Source organism: Microbacterium sp. 2FI (genome assembly GCF_005502885.1).
Taxonomy (GTDB): Bacteria; Actinomycetota; Actinomycetes; order Actinomycetales; family Microbacteriaceae; genus Microbacterium.
In genome coordinates this window covers 14,579-31,422 of record NZ_SCMR01000017.1, presented here as the reverse complement: position 1 = coordinate 31,422, position 16,844 = coordinate 14,579, and the positions used below count along the sequence as shown (strand labels likewise).

Below are 16,844 nucleotides of genomic sequence, written 5' to 3'. Positions count from 1 at the left end.
GATCCGGCACCCGACCTCACGACAGCAGACGGTCGAGAGCCGCCTTGACGAAGATCGCCCGCACATCGTCGAGCCTGTTCAACAGCTCGGGGGCGAGTTCGCCGGCGCGGCCTCGGGATGCCGCATCCGTCCGTCGCAGGAGCGGCGCGAGCGCCTGGTCGATGAGTGCCACGTCACGCTCGGCGTTCTGGCGGAGCGCACGCACGTGGCGCGGCTCGATGCCGTGCCGGTCGAGCGCCACGAGCGCGCGCAGCAGCGCCACCGACTGGTCGGTGTAGGCGTCCGCGGGAACGAGCACGCCCGTGCTGATCGCGTCGTTGAGCAGCTGCGGCGCGGCGCCGGACGCCGCCAGCAGCTCCTCCCGGCGGTAACGGCGCGGGGCCGGGACGATCGAGGTCGGCGGCACGGCCGCGGGCGTCGCCGGGTTGCGGCCGGCGTCGACGTCTTCGAGGTACTCGCGGATCACGACGAGCGGCAGGTAGTGGTCGCGCTGCAGCGTGAGCGCGAGACGCAGTCGCTCGAGGTCGTTCTGCGAGAACTTGCGGTACCCCGACTCGGTGCGCGTGGGTGTGACGATGCCCTGCACTTCGAGGAATCGGAGCTTGCTCGAGGTGAGCGTCGGGAACTCCGGCGAGAGCCTGGCAAGCACCTGGCCAATGCTCAGAAGACCCGGTGACGCAGCGCGTCCTCGGGCGGAAACGGCCGGCATCAGCCGTCCGCCGCCTGCGCGAGGTCGGCGGGCGAGACGAAGAAGTTGAGGCGGAACTTGCCGATGCGCACCTCGGAGCCGTTGACGAGCACCGCGCGGTCGGCGCGTTCGCCGTTGACGTAGGTGCCGTTGAGAGAGCGCTGGTCGACGAGTTCGAACGACGTGCCGGTGCGGGTGATCTCGGCGTGACGACGCGACACGGTCACGTCGTCGAAGAAGATGTCGGCCTCGGGATGCCGACCCACCGTCGTGACGTCGGTATCGAGCAGATAGCGGGCTCCGGCCGTGGGTCCTGACCGCACGAGCAGCAACGCCGCCCCCGAGGGAAGCGACTCGATCGCATCGAGTTCGGCCTCGCCCAGTTCACTCCCGAAGGGGATGAACGACAGATCGGAATCGTGCCCGAAAGTCTGGGTGGTATCAGTGCCGCGGTCGGACTCCTGCAGGTCGTCCCCCGCGCCGGGACCTCGCCGGATCTCGTCCGGTTCGGGTCGGCGGTTGTCCTCCACGTTGCCTCCTCTGCGTGGCAAGCCTAGCCGATGGACTGCGGCGCGAAAGGGCCGGTTTCGCCCGATTCATCGGGTTCTCCAATGTTTCGCACCGTTTCGATCGGGATGCCGCGCGGGCTCATCCCCCCTAGCCTGGCCAGAGTTCCGCTACGAGAAGGAGACCGTCGTGACCAGCCCGCACACCCACATTCCGCCCCTCCCGGTGCGTGAGCGTGCGGCGTGCATGTGCGACCACGGCGACCGCTGCTCGTCCTACGCACCGGGCCACGCCCTGCACCTCATCCAGTCTCGGCTGGCGTCGGCGACGCCCTCGGATTGGGCGGACGCGATCGTCGAGACAGCGGATGCCGAGACCGGCGTCATCGCGCTGCGCACGTTCCAGGACGACGACACGGTGACCGTGTGGAGCAGGGCGGGCGCGGCCATCGGCCTGGCGCCGGGCGCACCGGTGGCGCTCCACGGGCGCTACGACGTGCTGGCGATCGGAAACGTGCGCTACAACATCCAGCGCGGCTGACTGAGCTTGCGCTGAGCGAGCGCAGCGAGACGAAGCGTCAGCTCATCGCCATCATCATGTCCTTCATGGCCATGCAGGCGTCCATGCAGGCCTGGCACGACTGAGCGCACATCTTGCAGACCTCGCTGTGGTCGGCGTGCTCCATGCACTCGTCCATGCAGGTCTGGCACATCGCGATGCAGGCGTCGAGCATCGCCATCATCGAGGCCGGGGTCATCCCCTGCATGCGCATCATCGAGCGCATCATCGTGTTGCACATGTCGGCGCAGTTCATGCAGGCGGGGCCGCACGACATCATCTGCGTCGAGCACACGGTGCATGCCTGCTCGCAGGCCGAGCAGGCGTCCATACAGGCCTGCATCACCGACATGTCCATCATGTCCATACCGGGCATCGACATCATGTCCTTCGACATGGCGTTCATCATCATCGAGTCCATCGGACGCTCCTTCCGCTTCGGCGACGGCTCCGCGCCGCTGGTTCGAACGCTACTCCGCGAGGCGCCCGGCGTCACGGGGTTGATCGCACGCTCACGAGCAATTCACACGAGCGTCACATGGCCCGAAACGCCGAGACTCCCGCCTCTGCCCCGCACAGGAGCAGAGACGGGAGTCTCATGGAACGAGGTCAGTCGCCCGAGGCCGCCCAGAAGATGGCCTGCGCCGCCTGGCTCATGCCGCCCTTCGGGTGCGTCCGGAAGAACGGCGTGGTGCCGAACACGACGGCGCGGGATCCGGTCGCCGATTCGCCCGAGATGACCGCGGCCTGACCGGCCGCGATCGCCGGTCCGTTGGTCGCGTTCGTCGCACGCCAGTGGCCGGCAAGCAGCACATCGTCGGCGTACGTCACCTCGGCCGTCGTGCCCGCGCCGAGGCCCGTGAACCAGAACGCCGGGTAGATGAACGACGTGTCCTGCGGGTAATCCGCGAACAGCGAGCCCTCGGGCGTCGTCACATCGACGATGCCGTTGCCCGAGTTGTTGCCCGCGACGACCGTGCCCGAGACGAGTCCGTACGTCGAGGCCACCGTGAACGCCTGGTTGGTGCGTCCGACGATCGATCCGCCGGCGGTGACCCACGACTGGACGTACGCGCGGCCCGCCGAGCCGGCCGCGAGCGAGAACTGCGAGCCGACCCACAGCAGGTCGGCATTCTCGAGCCCGGTCGGCGTTCCGGCAGCGGCACCGGCCTGCACGCCTGCCGCGGTCACCCGCACGATGTCGGTGAAGCCCAGTTCGGCGAGCGCGAGCGCGTCGTCCTGGTTTCCCGCCACCGCGATCGTGAGCGGCTCGAGCACCTCCGCCTCGGCGAGGGATGCGACATCAGCGGCCGAGGCGGCCTCGAACGCGATGTCGTAGGTCACGACGGCGTTCGCCGCTGCCTTCAGACCCTCGGGTCCGACCACGGCGCGGCCGTCGTCGAGCAGCCACACGGGTGCGTCGGCGGCCAGCAGCGCGTTCAGCGCCCGGTAGTCCTCGACACCGGCGACGTCGAAGGCCACGTACGGCGCCTTCTTCGGCAGCACGCCGTTCTGCGGAACGCGGTGCAGCGGCACGAGCGTGCCGATCGCGGCATCCGTCGTCGATCCGACCTTGTCGACCGTGGCGCCCCAGAGGTAGGCGAGGCTCCAGGCCGAGATGTCGTACATCGAGGGCACCTTGTTCGAGATGTCGGTGCCGAGGTCGAGCAGCACGTTGGCGAGGCCACGGCGCGGCTGGTGCATGTCGACCACGAACGATCCGGCCGGGTACGTGACGCCCGCGACGGTCGCAGCCCGCGGCAGCGTGCCCACCTCGACGCCGTGGAACAGCAGGGCGTCGACGAGGGCTTCGGCGTCGGATGCCGAGCGCTGCGCGTCACCGACGGGGATGACGTACGCGCGCGGCAGCGAGACCGGATCCTGGTCGTCGGCGACGTCCCACAGCGGCTTCCACTGGTCGGGTCCGGGGACCGCAGCGATGTCGGCCGCCGTGAGCGAGTCCTTCGGCGCGCCGGCGAGGCCGCGACGGAACGACTCGATCTGGTCGGCGAGCATCGCGTCGGAGTTCTCCGCGACGTAGGCCACCATCGAGTCCATCGTCGCCTTGGCGACCGCAGTGTTGATGATCGCGTTCTCCGGCGTCGTGGTCGATCCCGAGCGGCTCTTGGGCAGCTCGACGGTCGCGGTCACCGCGCCGTGGAAAGCGGCGTACTGCGCCGTGAAGATCGGCGGGTAGTCGTCCCAGCCCGACGGGGTGTCGCGGTACGGGATCTTGATGTTGCCGGTGTTCGTGTTCCCGGTCACGCCGGTGGACGTGTTGTAGTACGTGTTGCCCGGGATGTCGGCGGCGACGACATCGGCCTCGACCTGGAGGGCGGCGGCGTAGCCGTGCGGGATGAACAGGTCGTACTCGTAGTTCTCGCCGTGCGGGGGTCCGCAGGGCTCGACCTGCAGCACGCCGGTGTAGCCGTGGAAGTCGGCGGCGTACAGCGGCTGCAGCGCCTGCGCCGTCGCGACGAACGACCGCGCCTCGGGCGTGGTGAGGGTCACCATGTCGCGGTTCGCGTCGAGCGACAACGCGGTCGCGCGCGTGGCGAGCGTGCGCCCGTCGGGGTTGAGCGTCAGCGAGAAGTAGAGACGGTGGTCTTCGAGCGTCGCTGCGGTGGCAGGGTCGTCCGAGAGGGCGAGCTCTTCGATGAGCTGCATCGCAGCATCCGTGCCCTCCCACTCGTTGCCGTGGATGTTCGAGCTGATCCAGATCGGCGTCTTGTAGTCGGCGGCGAGCTGGGTGTTGCTCGCGGCCTTCTCGGGCGTCGTGCGGATCTCATCGCGCCACTTCGTCTGCCGCGCGGTCTCGCCGCGGCTCTCGGGTGCGGTGACCGTCACGAGGTACAGGTCGCGTCCGCCGGTCGACTGACCGACGATCTGGGTCGAGACCCGGTCGCTCTCGGCCATGAGCTCGTTCAGTCGCGGCGCGAGCTGCGAGAACGCGATCGTCTGGTTGAGGGTGGTCGCGTCGGGGACGTCGGCGGGGTACACCGTCAGCGCGGGCTGAACCGGGTACGACGTCGGCATCGCGATCGCGCCGTCGGTGGCTTTGGCGGCCACCCCGGTCTTGGCGAGCTTGACGAGCTCGGCGAACGAGGTCGCGCTCGCCGAATCGGGATCGCGGTCGGGTCCGCGACCGCCGGAGTCGGGCGCCGCGAACGCGGCACCCGTCGTGAACGACGCCGCGGCGATGGCGACGCCGCTGACGATCGCGATGGAACGCAAGAGTCTCATGACTTCCTTTCGTCGGTGCGCTCGCAGCCGCGAGCGCGGGCGCAGGGGCCCGGCGCCAGCGTGACAGTCGTCTGTTTCGCCGGCGGGACCCCGCTCGTGAACACCGTGTTTCCGGTCACAACGTCGCGACCGGGGATGGTTGAAACGTAACGGCTAGGCTCGATCGGGTGCCAGCCCCCCGCGTGTTCAGACTCCGTTCGTCCCTCGCGCTTGTCGCGGTTCTTCTCCTCGCTGCGGTTGCGCTTCTCGTACCCGTTTCGCCGGCCGCCGCGCACGACGAGCTCATCGGCTCGAGTCCCGCCGCCGACTCCACCGTCGATGCGCTGCCGGCCGAGCTGACCCTGACGTTCAGCTCGGTGATCGCCCCCGACGAGGGCGCGTCCGAAGTGCAGGTGACGGATGCCGCGGGCACGATCCTCACGGATGGAGCACCGTCGGCATCCGAGACCGTGCTCACGCAGCCGCTCACGGGCTCGGCATCCGGCGTCGTGACCGTGCTGTGGAAGGTGGTCTCGAGCGACGGACACCCCATCTCGGGCGAGTTCGACTTCACCGTGACCGGTGCGCCGACCGAGACGGCGACGCCGACGCCTTCGACTGAGCCCACGGCCACGACCGAGCCCGTGCCGACCGAAGAGCCGACTGCCACCGCGACGCCGGCACCCCCGGCCGACGAGGACTCGACGTTCGGCGACGTGTGGCCGTGGATCCTCGGCGGCATCGTCGTCGCCGGCCTCGGCGGCGCCGTGCTGTACCTGCTGGTCTCGCGGGCGCGCCAGCAGAAGGAGCTGGCCGAGAACCGCGAACGGGCGCTCGGGGGCGGGGCTGCTCCGGACTCCCCCGCCGACTCCGCGCCGCCCACCGAGCGATAGGCTGGGAACCATGCCTCATTACGACGTCGTCATCCTCGGCGCCGGCCCCGGCGGGTACGTCGCGGCCGTCCGCAGCGCTCAGCTGGGCCTCTCGGTCGCCATCATCGAAGAGAAGTACTGGGGCGGTGTCTGCCTCAACGTGGGGTGCATCCCCTCCAAGGCGCTTCTGAAGAACGCCGACCTCGCGCACACCTTCAATCACAAGGCCGAGCTGTTCGGCATCCGAGGGGACGTGACCTTCGACTTCGGAACCGCGTGGGATCGCAGCCGCACGGTGGCCGACACCCACGTCAAGGGCATCCACTACCTGATGAAGAAGAACAAGGTCACCGAGTACGAGGGCCGGGGTTCGTTCACGGGCCCGAACGGCATCACGGTGGCCAAGGCCGACGGCTCGACCGAAGACCTCACCTTCGACAACGCGATCATCGCGACCGGCTCGAAGGTGCGCCTGCTCCCCGGTGTCGAACTCGGCGGCAACGTCGTGACGTACGAGGAGCAGATCCTCGCGCGCGACCTGCCGAAGTCGATCGTGGTCGTCGGCGCCGGCGCCATCGGCATGGAGTTCGCCTTCGTGCTGGTCAACTACGGCGTGAAGGTCACGATCATCGAGTTCCTCGACCGCGCGCTTCCCAACGAAGACGCCGACGTGTCGAAGGAGATCGCGCGCCAGTACAAGAAGTACGGCGTCGACATCCTCACCTCGACCAAGGTCGAGACCGTCGTCGACCACGGCGACCGCGTCACCGTGACCTATACGCCCAAGGACGGCGCGCAGACCTCGATCGACGCCGACAAGGTCATGATGTCGATCGGGTTCGCCCCGAACATCGAGGGCTTCGGGCTCGAGACCACCGGCGTGAAGCTCACCGACCGCGGCGCGATCGAGATCGACGAGTTCATGCACACCTCGGTGCCGCACATCTACGCGATCGGCGATGTGACCGCGAAGCTGCAGCTCGCCCACGTGGCCGAGGCGCAGGGCGTCGTCGCCGCCGAGACGATCGGCAAGGCCGAGACCATGCCGCTCGGCGACTACCGCATGATGCCGCGCGCGACGTTCTGCTCGCCGCAGGTGGCCTCGTTCGGCCTCACCGAGCAGCAGGCGCGCGACGAGGGCTACGACGTGAAGGTCGCGAAGTTCCCGTTCTCGGCCAACGGCAAGGCGAACGGCCTCGGCGAGCCGATCGGCTTCGTCAAGCTCATCGCCGACGGCGAGCACCTCGAGCTGCTCGGCGGGCACCTGATCGGCCCCGACGTGTCGGAGCTGCTCCCCGAGCTGACGCTCGCGCAGAAGTGGGACCTCACGGCGCTCGAGGCGGCCCGCAACGTGCACACGCACCCGACGCTGTCGGAAGCGGTGCAGGAGGCCTTCCACGGTCTCGCAGGCCACATGATCAACCTCTGACGCGGCTCGGCGCGCGTGCGCCGAGACTTCACGAATGCCCGGAATCGGATGCCGAAACCGGGCATTCGTGCCGTCTGGAGCGTTTCAGCGCTGAGGGGCATTGTGTCTCGGAGCCGAGACGACGCAGAATGTCGCCGCGGCCGGGACGAAGCGCCCCTTCGTCTCGGTCGCTCCGCTCCCTCGCTCAGTGACCAGAGGGTGACACGTCGCGCATACCGGGTCGCTGAGCGACACTTCGACTCGCTTCGCTCGCTCAGTGCGGGACGAAGCGAGACGAAGCGCACCCTCGCTTCGGGTCGCTGAGCGAGCGAAGCGAGACGAAGCGCACCCTCGCTCAGAAGCCTGATTTCCGCTTCTCACGCCGCTGCCGCGCACTCCACCCCGGCAGCTCGTCGTACCGCTCCTCGATGAGCAAGAGCTTCTTCGCCCTGCTCCACCCCTGTATGCGCTTCTCCCAACCGAACGCGTCATCGATCCGGGCGAACTCGGCGTGCCAGACGAGCTCGACGGGCAGTCGCTTGCGGGTGTGCACAGCGCCGAGTCCAGCCTGATGCGCGTCGAGGCGCAGAGCGAGGTCGAGGGTGCTGCCGGTGTAGAACGAGCCGTCGGAACACTTGAGGATGTAGACGAACGCCATAGCGGGAACGTAGCGAGGCGCACCGACATCGGCTGAGGGATGCCGAGGCCCAGGACGCCCCTTCGTCTCGCTTCGCTCGCTCAGGGACCAGAAGAGGAAACCGGTCGCTGCGCTCCCTCGCTCAGGGACCTGAAGACGACCGGTCGCTGAGCGAGCGAAGCGAGACGAAGCGCCCCTTCGTCTCAGTCGCTTCGCTCCCTCGCTCAGGGACCAGAGCGGTCAGTAGCCGAGCGCCCGAGCCAGTTTCGACGCGGATGCCGCAGCACGACCGCCGACCGCGTGCACGGCAGCCTCGGCGGCGGTGAACAGCGCCGCGCGCGCGTCTGTGTCGGCGGGTGCCGCTGGCCCCAGCTCGACCTCCCACTCGCGCCACGAACGCTCGGCACCGGAGCGCTCGTCGAGAGCGGAGACCAGGTCGTCGGCGAACTCGGCGACCACGCCGCCATCCGCGTCGCACAGGTCGTACGCGGTCCGCGTGTTGCGGATGCGCGCGAGCGGCGTGAGCTCTTCCGTCGTCACCTCGGCCAGCACCGCCAGCGCGCCCTCGGGGACGACATCTGCCTCGCCGAGCGGCCAGTGCAGCTCGACCCGGGCATCGCCCACGCGCGGACCCTTGACGTGCCAGCCGGCATCCGGCCCGCCGGTGCGACGCCGCAGCGCGAAGCTCGCCGACGCCAGCGCGAACTCGGCGGTGTCGAGGTACCGCGCATCGAGCTCGCGCACCTCACCCTCGCCGACGGTGACGACCCCCGGCAGCCCCGACCAGTCGGGCAGGGGCGTGTCGGCATCCGCATCGAACTTCAGCTCGACCTCGACCGAGCGCGAACCCTCATCCGAGGCGCCCGGCGCCTGCTCAGTCGTCGGAGGGTCCGATGTCATCGGCCGCCTCGACGAACCAGAACTCGGTCTCGGTCGGCCCGTCGCCCTCGCCGGTGTTCTGAGCCGCTCCGCCGCGCTCGTAGACCACCTGGGTCTCGCTGTACGGGACGATCATGCGGTCGAGTTCGGGGTCATCCAGGGGAAGGAGCTGCCCGTCGAGAGGGCCTCCGTGCAGACGTGCGATAGCCATGCGCCCCAGCGTAGCCCCGCAGTCTGCAGGAGATGTGCGGCTCCACAGGAGGAATCCGCCCTGAATCTCCTGCGGAGGGCCCCATCTCCTGCCGAGGCCCCAACACCGAAACCTCTACCCTCCCGAGGCCAGCACCAGCAGCGACGACGTGGCGGCCGCGACGACGCGGCCTTCGGCATCCGTCAATTCGCCCTCGGTGAAGATCACCCGGCGCCCGGGCTTGACCACGCGCCCCGTCGCCCGCAGCAGCCCCGACGCGTGCGTGATGGGGCGCAGGTACCGCACGTTCAGGTCGACCGAGGTGTAGCCCACCCCCGCGCCGAGTGTCGTGTGCCCGGCGCAGCCGAGGGCCGAGTCGAGCAGTGTGCACGCGAGGCCGCCGTGCACCGCGCCGATCGGGTTGTAGTGGAACTCGGCCGGCGTGCATTCGAACACGGCGAGGCCCTCCGACACCTCGACGAGGGCGAAGCCCATCAGCTGCGCGATCGGCGGGGGCGGGATGCTGCCCGCGATCATCGCGCGAAGCGCCTCGAGTCCGGTGCCGGCACTGCGGGTCTGTTGCAGGGCGGCTGCCGGGTCGGTCCAGTCGAAGGTGCGGGAGCGGGAGTCGGTCATGGACCGATCCTCGCGCACGGTGGCGCGCCTGTCACCGACCGGTTCCGCACGAAGTTGCCGCCCTCCCGGCATCCATTCGAGTGCAAGCGTTTTCACCCGGTACCCCTAGAATCGCTCGCGTGAAGGCCATCCGAACGTTCACCGTCCGCCCTGTCCTCGCCGACAGCCTCGCCCCGCTGGATCGGCTCGCGTCGAACTGGCGCTGGTCGTGGAGCCGTGCGACGCACGCGCTGTTCGCGGCGATGGATCCGCAGCTGTGGGAGCAGATCGGCGCCAACCCCGCCCGCATGCTCGGCGCGCTCGGCCAGGACCGCCTCGACGAGCTCGCCCGCGACGACGAGTTCGTGCAGCGCGTTCGCGAAGAGGACGAGCGCCTGACGGCCTATCTCGACGGCGACCGCTGGTTCCAGCGGCTCGAGGGCGACAAGCCCGCGCACATCGCGTACTTCTCGCCCGAGTTCGGCGTCGACGGCTCGCTCCCCCAGTATTCGGGCGGTCTCGGCATCCTCGCCGGCGATCACCTCAAGAGCGCGTCCGACCTGGGCGTGCCGCTCACCGGTGTGGGCCTGTTCTACCGGGCCGGCTACTTCCGTCAGTCGATCGGCGACGACGGCTGGCAGCGCGAGGCCTACCCGCTGCTCGACCCCTATGGCCTGGGGCTCACCCTGCTGCGGGATGCCGAGGGCTCGCCCGTCGAGATCACCCTCGACCTGCCGCACGACCGTCACCTGCACGCGCGCGTCTGGATCGCCGACATCGGTCGCATCCCGCTGCTGCTGCTCGACTCCGAGACCCCGTCGAACTCGGAAGAGCTGCGCCGCGTCACCGACCGCCTGTACGGCGGCGGCGGCGAGCACCGCCTGCTGCAGGAGCTGCTGCTCGGCGTCGGCGGCGTCCGCGCCGTGCGCGCGTACTCGCAGATCACCGGCCGCCCCCAGCCGACGGTCTACCACACCAACGAGGGGCACGCCGGGTTCCAGGGCCTCGAGCGTATGTCGGAGCTCATCACGCAAGAGGCGCTGAGCTTCGACGAGGCCCTCGCCCAGGTGCGCGCCTCGACGGTGTTCACGACGCACACGCCCGTGCCCGCCGGCATCGACCGGTTCCCGCGCGACATGATCGCCGACCACCTCTCGAGCGGGCTCTTCCAGAACCTCGACGCCGGCCGCGCGATCGCGCTCGGCCTCGAGACCTGGAACGGCGGCGACCAGGGCGTCTTCAACATGGCGGTGCTGGGCCTGCACCTCGGCCAGCACGCCAACGGCGTCTCGGTGCTCCACGGCGAGGTGAGCCGAGGGATGTTCGGGATGCTGTGGCCCGGCGTCGACGCGGACGAAGTGCCGATCACGTCCATCACGAACGGCGTGCACGCGCCCACGTGGGTGCACCCCGCGCTCAAGGCCGTCAGCGAGCGCGCGTGGGGCGACGCCCACACCGACACGCACGACTGGAACGACCGGGGCGCCGTCTCCGATGCGGAATTGTGGGGCGTGCGCCAGCAGATGAAGGGCGAGCTCGTCGCCGAGGCGCGGCGGAGGGTCGCGGCATCCGCTCAGGCGAACGGCGCGAGCATCGCACCCGGCTGGATCGACGACATGCTCGACCCCGAGGTGCTCACGATCGGGTTCGCCCGCCGCGTGCCGACGTACAAGCGCCTGACGCTCATGCTCCGCGACCCCGAGCGCCTCACGAAGCTGCTCACCGACCCCGAGCGCCCCGTGCAGATCGTGATCGGCGGCAAGTCGCACCCGGCCGATGACTCGGGCAAGATCCTCATCCAGCAGCTCGTGCGCTTCAGCCGCGACCCGAAGGTGCGCGGGCGGATCGTGTTCCTGCCCGACTACGACATCACGCTCGCGAAGGACCTGTACCCGGGCTGCGACGTGTGGCTGAACAACCCGTTGCGCCCGCTCGAGGCGTGCGGCACGTCGGGCATGAAGGCCGCGCTCAACGGCGTGCTGAACCTGTCGATCCTCGACGGCTGGTGGGACGAGTGGTTCGACGGCGAGAACGGCTGGGCGATCCCCACGGCCGACACCGCCGCGAGCGACGAGGAGCGTGACGACGTCGAGGCGTCGGCGCTGTACGACCTCATCGAGCACCAGCTGGTTCCGAAGTTCTACGAGCGCGAGGGCGGCATCCCGCTCGCGTGGCTTTCGATGGTGCGCCACACCATGACCGAGCTCGGCAAGAAGGCCACGAGCGACCGCATGGTGCAGGACTACGTGACGCGTCTGTATGTGCCGGCCGCCGAGCACGAGGTGGCGCTGCGCGCCGACGGATTCGCCGAGGCGAAGGCGCTGGCCGCATTCGTCACGCGGGTGAAGGATGCCTGGATCAACGTGCGCGTCGACAACGTCGATTCGTCGGGGATTCCGCAGCAGGCGCAGGCCGGCGATCGGCTCGAGGTGCGTGCCGGTGTGCGGCTCGACGGGCTGTCGCCGGAGGACGTCGCCGTCGAGCTGGCCTACGGCCGCACGAACGAGGACGACGCGCTCGCGGCCGACCACTCGGTCTACCGGCTCTCGCCCGTGGGTGACGCGGTCGACGGCGTGACGACCTTCACGGGCACGCTGCCGCTGACGGTGACCGGCACGTTCGGCTACACCGTGCGTGTGGTGCCGTCGCACCCGCAGCTGGTGTCGCCGGTGGAGCTCGGGCTGGTGACGTACGCGTCCTGAGGCGGGTGCTGTACCCGCGGGTCGCTGAGCGAGGAGCGCAGCGACGAGACGAAGCGCGCCCGCCCTGCCAGAAGGTGTGCCAACTGGTCGCTGAACGAGGAGCACACCGACCAGACGAAGCGCCCCGCGCCCGTAGGCTTGCGGGGTGAAGCCGTTCGTCCTGCTCGCCACGCGCGCCGAGGATCTCCCCGCCGACGAGGAGTACGCCCTCTTCCTGCGCTACACCGGCCTCGAGCCCGACGAGCTCATCCGCATCCGTCTCGAGTCGGGCCCCATGCCGCACCTCGACCTCAACGAGCTGTCGGGAATCTTCGTGGGCGGTGGCCCCTTCAACGCGAGCGACCCCGACGAGAAGAAGTCGGCCGTGCAGCACCGCGTCGAATCCGAGTTCGCCGCGCTCCTGGATGAGGTGGTCGCGCGCGACTTCCCGTTCCTCGGCGCCTGCTACGGCATCGGCACGCTCGGCGCGCATCAGGGCGCGGCGATCGACCGCATGTATCCCGAGCCGATCAGCGTGGTGCCGGTGACTCTCACCGACGAAGGCGCGGCCGACCCTCTGCTCGCCGGACTCCCCCGCCGGTTCGAGGCGTTCGTCGGGCACAAAGAGGCCATCTCGGCGCTGCCGCCCGCGGCGACGCTGCTGGCGTCGTCGCCGACATGCCCGGTGCAGATGTTCCGCGTTCTACATAATGTATATGCGACACAATTCCACCCCGAGCTCGACGTCGACGGCATCACAACGCGCATCCACGCCTACGCCGATCACGGCTACTTCGCCCCGCACGAGCTCGAAGTCACTCTCGCCGCCGTGCACCGCACGCCGGTGTCGCACCCGAGCCGCATGCTGCGCACCTTCGTCGAGCGCTACGCCCGGCCCTGATCCCCGTCTGAGTGTCGCGGATTCTCGCCGAGACTTCAGAGATGCCAGGGATGGATGCCGAACCCCTGCATTTGCGAAGTGTGGACCGTTTCAGCGGCAGCCGCTTCGTCTCGCTTCGCTCGCTCAGCGACCGGGTCCCTGAGCGAGGGAGCGAAGCGACCGAGACGAAGGTGGTCCCTGAGCGAGGGAGCGAATCGACCGAGACGAAGGTGGTCCCTGAGCGAGGGAGCGAAGCGACCGAGACGAAGGGCCGCCCCGGGTGTACGCTCCGAGCAACGGCGACCCGTCGCCGGCAAGATCCTGGGGAGGGTCTCATGGGAGCGAAGAAGCTGTGGATCGCAGGCGCCGCCGTCGCGGTGGTCGCCTCTGCCGCGCTGCTGGTGCCGAGCATCGCCCTGGGCGCGCCGATGGGTCCGCTCGCGCCGTTGTTCCCGGGACAGAGCGTCAGCGACAAGCACGAAGACGGCCCCGGCACCAACGGTCAGGGCAAGGCCTGGGGTCACAACAAGGATTCCGACGACTTCCCCGGCAAGAACGGCAAGGGCAAGGGCAACCCCCACAACAACCCGGATGCCGAAGACGGCGCCGACGGCACCCCCGGCAACGGTCAGGGCAAGGCCTGGGGTCACGACAAGGACTCCGAGAACTTTCCCGGCAAGAACGGCAAGGGCAAGGGCAACCCGCACAACGACGAGGATGCCGACGAGTAGGCGTCCGCCGCTTCGTCTCGTCGCTGGCGCTCCTCGCTCAGCGACCCGCGTATGGGCGAACCGCACCCCTGGTCGCTGAGCGGCACTTCGTCTCGAAGCGCACCAGCACCCCGGCCCTACTCCCCCTCCGGCAGCCCCCATACTGCGTACGCGACCTCCGCCGCCCCCGGCGGCGGAAACGCGAACGGAAACCCGAACTCCACCCACACCACCGCGCCGCACAGTGCCGGGCCCTGCTCCTTCGTGAGCCCGAGCTTCACTCCCCCGAACGTCACGGTGACCGCGGCCGGCAGCACGAGCCCGTCAGCCGTCGTCCCGTCGTCGGGGTGCAATCCGCTCGGCACATCCACGGCGACAACCCGCACGGCCCCACCGAGCACCAACGGCAGCAGCCCCGTCACCACCTCGCGCGCCACCCCGCGCAGCACCGGCGCCCCGACCGTCCCGATCCCCAGGATCCCGTCGATCACCAGGTCATAGCGCGACGACAACGCCTCCGACACCGACACCTCCCGCGCCCCACCCGCAAGAGCGGTCGCCCACGCCTGCTCGTGCACGCGCTCCGACGTGCGCAACACATCGATCTCGAGCGCATCATCCGCCCGCGCCCGCAGCGGCAGCCACTGCAGCAGCGCGGCCGCGGCGTACAGCGCATCGCCGCCGTTGTCTCCCCCACCCGCGAGCACGAGCACGCGCCCCACCAGCGGCCCGTCAACCAGATCCTCGGGCTGCCCGTACGCCGCCCGCGCCGTCGTGCCCGGTGACACCAGCTCTGCGGCCACCACCTCGGCCAGCATCCGGGCCGCGTAGAGCATGAGCGGCACGCCGCGCGCGAGCACCGGCTCCTCTTCGCCGCGCACCTGCGCCGCGGTGAACGCCGGCACCCACACACCGGTCACGTCGACCCCACCTGCGCCGCCGTGAACGCCGGCACCCAGACGCCGGTCACGTCGCGCGGGCCTTCGCGGCAGCATCCTGAGCGAGCTCGAGCTCTTCCTTCGCGACACGGAGGGCGTCTTCGGCGCGCTTGACGCGCCGCGCTTCGAACGTGGGGGTGCCGTAGCGCTCGCGCACGCGGTCGTGCTGCTCGGCGACGCCAACGATGATCCAGGTCGAGGCGATGAGGACCACCTGCGCCGACAGGTTGAACCAGATGAGCAACGCGATGAGCGCCGCGAACGTCGCGAACAGCGGGTTGACGCTGGCGCCGCGCACGAACAGCCCCGACAGCTGCTGCAGCACCGTGAGGCCCACCGCTCCGAGCAGCGCACCGGCCCACAGGGTGCGCGGGCGGGCCTTGACACCCGAGAGCGACACGAACGCGAGCGCGATGACTCCGGCGTCGAGGGCGAAGATGGCCAGGATGCCGACGGCCTGCGTCGCGATGTCGCCGACGACTCCGGATCCGCCGACCCAGTCGCCCAAGCCGCTGATGACCTCGGCGCCGACGAACGAGGCCGCCGCAGACAGCACGAAGCCGCCGCCGATCGCGAGGGCGAGCAGCAGGTTGCGCGCGATCACCCAGATCCAGAAGACGTCGTCGTGGATCTCGTCGGCGAGGGTGCGCAGCGCGGCGCGCAGCGACCCGATCGCGCCGATCGACGCGCCGATGAGACCGCCGAGGGCCAGGATGCCGGTGATCGTGAGGCCTGCGGGCGCCTGGATGGCCGATAGCTCGATCACGCCGCCTTCGCCGATGAGTCCGGGGATCGCGGCGTCGACCGTGGAGACGAGCGCCTCCCACGCGGCCGGGTTGTCGGCGAGCCAGAGGGCCGCGAACGAGAACCCGAGCAGCACCGCCGCGAACGCCGAGAAGAGGGTGCGGTAGGTGATGCTGTCGGCGAGCATGAACCCGCGCCGCTCGAGGTAGTGGAACCAGACGCGCACCGGCTTGAGGGAGAGCGCCCAGGCGGTGACGCGTGCGATCAGGTCAGCCATGGTGACGACCCTATCGAGGGCCGGCGGCGGCGCGTCCGGGCTCGACAAGGGCGGCGCGCTATGCCATGTGTGAACGCGATCTCGCGGCAACGCTCTGCGCCTGCCCCGCGTGGATGTCGCTCACCCATTCCCAGCCCGGCTCGGCCGACGAGCCGATGCGCGGGTCGCCCGGCTCGCGGCCGTCACGCAGGGCGCGAAGGTAGGCGCGATCCAACGCGATCCGTGCGAGGCCCTGACCTGCGATGGCGACTGACCCGTGGCCCGGGATGACGACGTCGACGTCACCCATCACCGTTTCGAGCACCCGCAGCCCGACGAGGTACTCCTCGATGGGGTCGTTGGTGTCGGTGAAGTCGTCGAGCATCGGCACGAAGACGTCCGAGAGCATGTCGCCGGCCACGAGAACTCTGCTCTCCTCGATCAGCAGGGCCGCATGGCCGGGTGAGTGCGCCGGATGCTCGACGATGCGCGCGAGAGGACCGTCCCACGGGATCTGCGTGGCTCCCGCAGGCAGTGCGGTGATGAGTCCGAACGGTTCGAGCGGGACGTCGTCAGTGATCTCGGGAGGCAGCCCTTCGGTCACGCGGCGCTGCCAGTCGGCTGTCGACCGCAGCTCACGCATCTGAGCCGCACAGGGCGCTGTGCCGTAGCGGGGTGCGTCGCCGAGGTCGGGATGCCACAGCACGTGGTCCCAGTCGGGATGCGTCGAGAATCCTGCCACCACAGACAGGCCCCGCTCGCGCAGGTCGTTCGCGAGACAGGCCATCTCGGCGCCGGTGATTCCGGCATCGACGACCAGCACGCCGGCAGCGCCCTGCACGACGACGGTGTTGTTGCGGAGGAGTTCGCTCTGATGGACCAGCACGCCCTCCGCGATCTGCGTCAGCATGTGGTTCCTCTCGCTCGGGTGGCCACTCACAGCACCGAACCTAGAGACATCACGGCCCGCTGTGAAGGTCGAGCGGATTGCCGCCGTGCAGACAGGGGCGCCGTAGGATGGCACCTGGGGATAAGGGGAATCATCGTGAGAGGACTCGC

17 protein-coding genes are annotated in these 16,844 nt (G+C 69.6%); 6 read left to right on the top strand and 11 right to left on the bottom strand.

The features are described from left to right. Nucleotides 1-16 precede the first annotated feature (16 nt). Nucleotides 17-709 (bottom strand): MerR family transcriptional regulator, encoded by a 693-nt coding sequence (locus FFS15_RS13500; RefSeq protein ID WP_137845564.1) that lies wholly within the window; start codon nucleotides 707-709, stop codon nucleotides 17-19. Further along, on the bottom strand, nucleotides 709-1,218 hold the full coding sequence (locus tag FFS15_RS13495; protein WP_137845563.1) for an FHA domain-containing protein: 510 nt from the start codon (nucleotides 1,216-1,218) through the stop codon (nucleotides 709-711). Before FFS15_RS13495 ends, FFS15_RS13500 begins: the two co-directional genes overlap by 1 nt. A 166-nt stretch (nucleotides 1,219-1,384) precedes the next feature. Here FFS15_RS13495 and FFS15_RS13490 point away from each other — a divergent pair, with 166 nt between their 5' ends. Continuing rightward, nucleotides 1,385-1,735: a hypothetical protein gene (locus FFS15_RS13490; protein ID WP_171013200.1), complete on the top strand. Its 351-nt coding sequence runs from the start codon at nucleotides 1,385-1,387 to the stop codon at nucleotides 1,733-1,735. Between the two features lie 37 nt (nucleotides 1,736-1,772). Here the strand turns inward: FFS15_RS13490 and FFS15_RS13485 are convergent, their stop codons facing one another. Beyond that, the gene (locus FFS15_RS13485; protein WP_137845562.1) at nucleotides 1,773-2,174 is read right to left on the bottom strand and encodes a hypothetical protein; all 402 of its coding nucleotides are present in this window, start codon (nucleotides 2,172-2,174) and stop codon (nucleotides 1,773-1,775) included. Nucleotides 2,175-2,362: 188 nt separating this feature from the next. Further along, nucleotides 2,363-4,996, bottom strand: a complete 2,634-nt coding sequence (locus FFS15_RS13480) for a M14 family zinc carboxypeptidase (RefSeq protein WP_137845561.1) — start codon at nucleotides 4,994-4,996, stop codon at nucleotides 2,363-2,365. 167 nt (nucleotides 4,997-5,163) lie between these two features. Between FFS15_RS13480 and FFS15_RS13475 the strand changes: the two genes are divergently transcribed. After that, nucleotides 5,164-5,868 carry a copper resistance CopC family protein gene (locus FFS15_RS13475; RefSeq protein WP_249354065.1) on the top strand — a complete coding sequence of 235 codons (705 nt, stop codon included), beginning with the start codon at nucleotides 5,164-5,166 and terminating at the stop codon, nucleotides 5,866-5,868. 10 nt (nucleotides 5,869-5,878) lie between these two features. Further along, on the top strand, nucleotides 5,879-7,276 hold the full coding sequence (lpdA, locus tag FFS15_RS13470; protein ID WP_137845560.1) for a dihydrolipoyl dehydrogenase: 1,398 nt from the start codon (nucleotides 5,879-5,881) through the stop codon (nucleotides 7,274-7,276). 334 nt (nucleotides 7,277-7,610) lie between these two features. On the opposite strand, the gene FFS15_RS13465 is transcribed toward lpdA, so the two are convergent. The 4 genes from FFS15_RS13465 to FFS15_RS13450 all read right to left on the bottom strand — a co-directional run bounded on the left by FFS15_RS13465 (nucleotide 7,611) and on the right by FFS15_RS13450 (nucleotide 9,597). Beyond that, on the bottom strand, nucleotides 7,611-7,913 hold the full coding sequence (locus FFS15_RS13465; protein WP_137845559.1) for a GIY-YIG nuclease family protein: 303 nt from the start codon (nucleotides 7,911-7,913) through the stop codon (nucleotides 7,611-7,613). 219 nt (nucleotides 7,914-8,132) lie between these two features. Then, on the bottom strand, nucleotides 8,133-8,792 hold the full coding sequence (locus FFS15_RS13460; protein ID WP_137845558.1) for a CYTH domain-containing protein: 660 nt from the start codon (nucleotides 8,790-8,792) through the stop codon (nucleotides 8,133-8,135). After that, on the bottom strand, nucleotides 8,767-8,982 hold the full coding sequence (locus tag FFS15_RS13455) for a response regulator (protein ID WP_137845557.1): 216 nt from the start codon (nucleotides 8,980-8,982) through the stop codon (nucleotides 8,767-8,769). The genes FFS15_RS13460 and FFS15_RS13455 overlap by 26 nt, the downstream gene beginning before the upstream one ends. Before the next feature lie 114 nt (nucleotides 8,983-9,096). Then, nucleotides 9,097-9,597: a PaaI family thioesterase gene (locus tag FFS15_RS13450; protein WP_137845556.1), complete on the bottom strand. Its 501-nt coding sequence runs from the start codon at nucleotides 9,595-9,597 to the stop codon at nucleotides 9,097-9,099. Between the two features lie 119 nt (nucleotides 9,598-9,716). Between FFS15_RS13450 and glgP the strand changes: the two genes are divergently transcribed. The 3 genes from glgP to FFS15_RS13435 all read left to right on the top strand — a co-directional run bounded on the left by glgP (nucleotide 9,717) and on the right by FFS15_RS13435 (nucleotide 13,868). Then, complete coding sequence (gene glgP, locus FFS15_RS13445) at nucleotides 9,717-12,278, top strand: alpha-glucan family phosphorylase (RefSeq protein ID WP_171013199.1); 2,562 nt, start codon at nucleotides 9,717-9,719, stop codon at nucleotides 12,276-12,278. 145 nt (nucleotides 12,279-12,423) lie between these two features. After that, a complete protein-coding gene (locus FFS15_RS13440; RefSeq protein ID WP_137845555.1) occupies nucleotides 12,424-13,158 on the top strand; it encodes a glutamine amidotransferase in 735 nt (244 codons plus the stop codon). A gap of 314 nt (nucleotides 13,159-13,472) precedes the next feature. Next, entirely contained in the window at nucleotides 13,473-13,868 is a 396-nt protein-coding gene (locus FFS15_RS13435; protein WP_137845554.1) for a hypothetical protein, read from the top strand. Nucleotides 13,869-13,984: 116 nt separating this feature from the next. Here the strand turns inward: FFS15_RS13435 and FFS15_RS13430 are convergent, their stop codons facing one another. The 3 genes from FFS15_RS13430 to FFS15_RS13420 are packed head-to-tail and all read right to left on the bottom strand — an operon-like array spanning nucleotide 13,985 to nucleotide 16,695. Then, nucleotides 13,985-14,767, bottom strand: coding sequence for an NAD(P)H-hydrate epimerase (locus FFS15_RS13430; RefSeq protein ID WP_249354063.1), 783 nt, complete (start codon nucleotides 14,765-14,767; stop codon nucleotides 13,985-13,987). A gap of 46 nt (nucleotides 14,768-14,813) precedes the next feature. Next, nucleotides 14,814-15,806, bottom strand: a complete 993-nt coding sequence (locus FFS15_RS13425; RefSeq protein ID WP_137845552.1) for a YihY/virulence factor BrkB family protein — start codon at nucleotides 15,804-15,806, stop codon at nucleotides 14,814-14,816. Between the two features lie 58 nt (nucleotides 15,807-15,864). Continuing rightward, entirely contained in the window at nucleotides 15,865-16,695 is an 831-nt protein-coding gene (locus FFS15_RS13420) for an MBL fold metallo-hydrolase (RefSeq protein ID WP_137845551.1), read from the bottom strand. Between the last annotated feature and the right edge of the window lie 149 nt (nucleotides 16,696-16,844).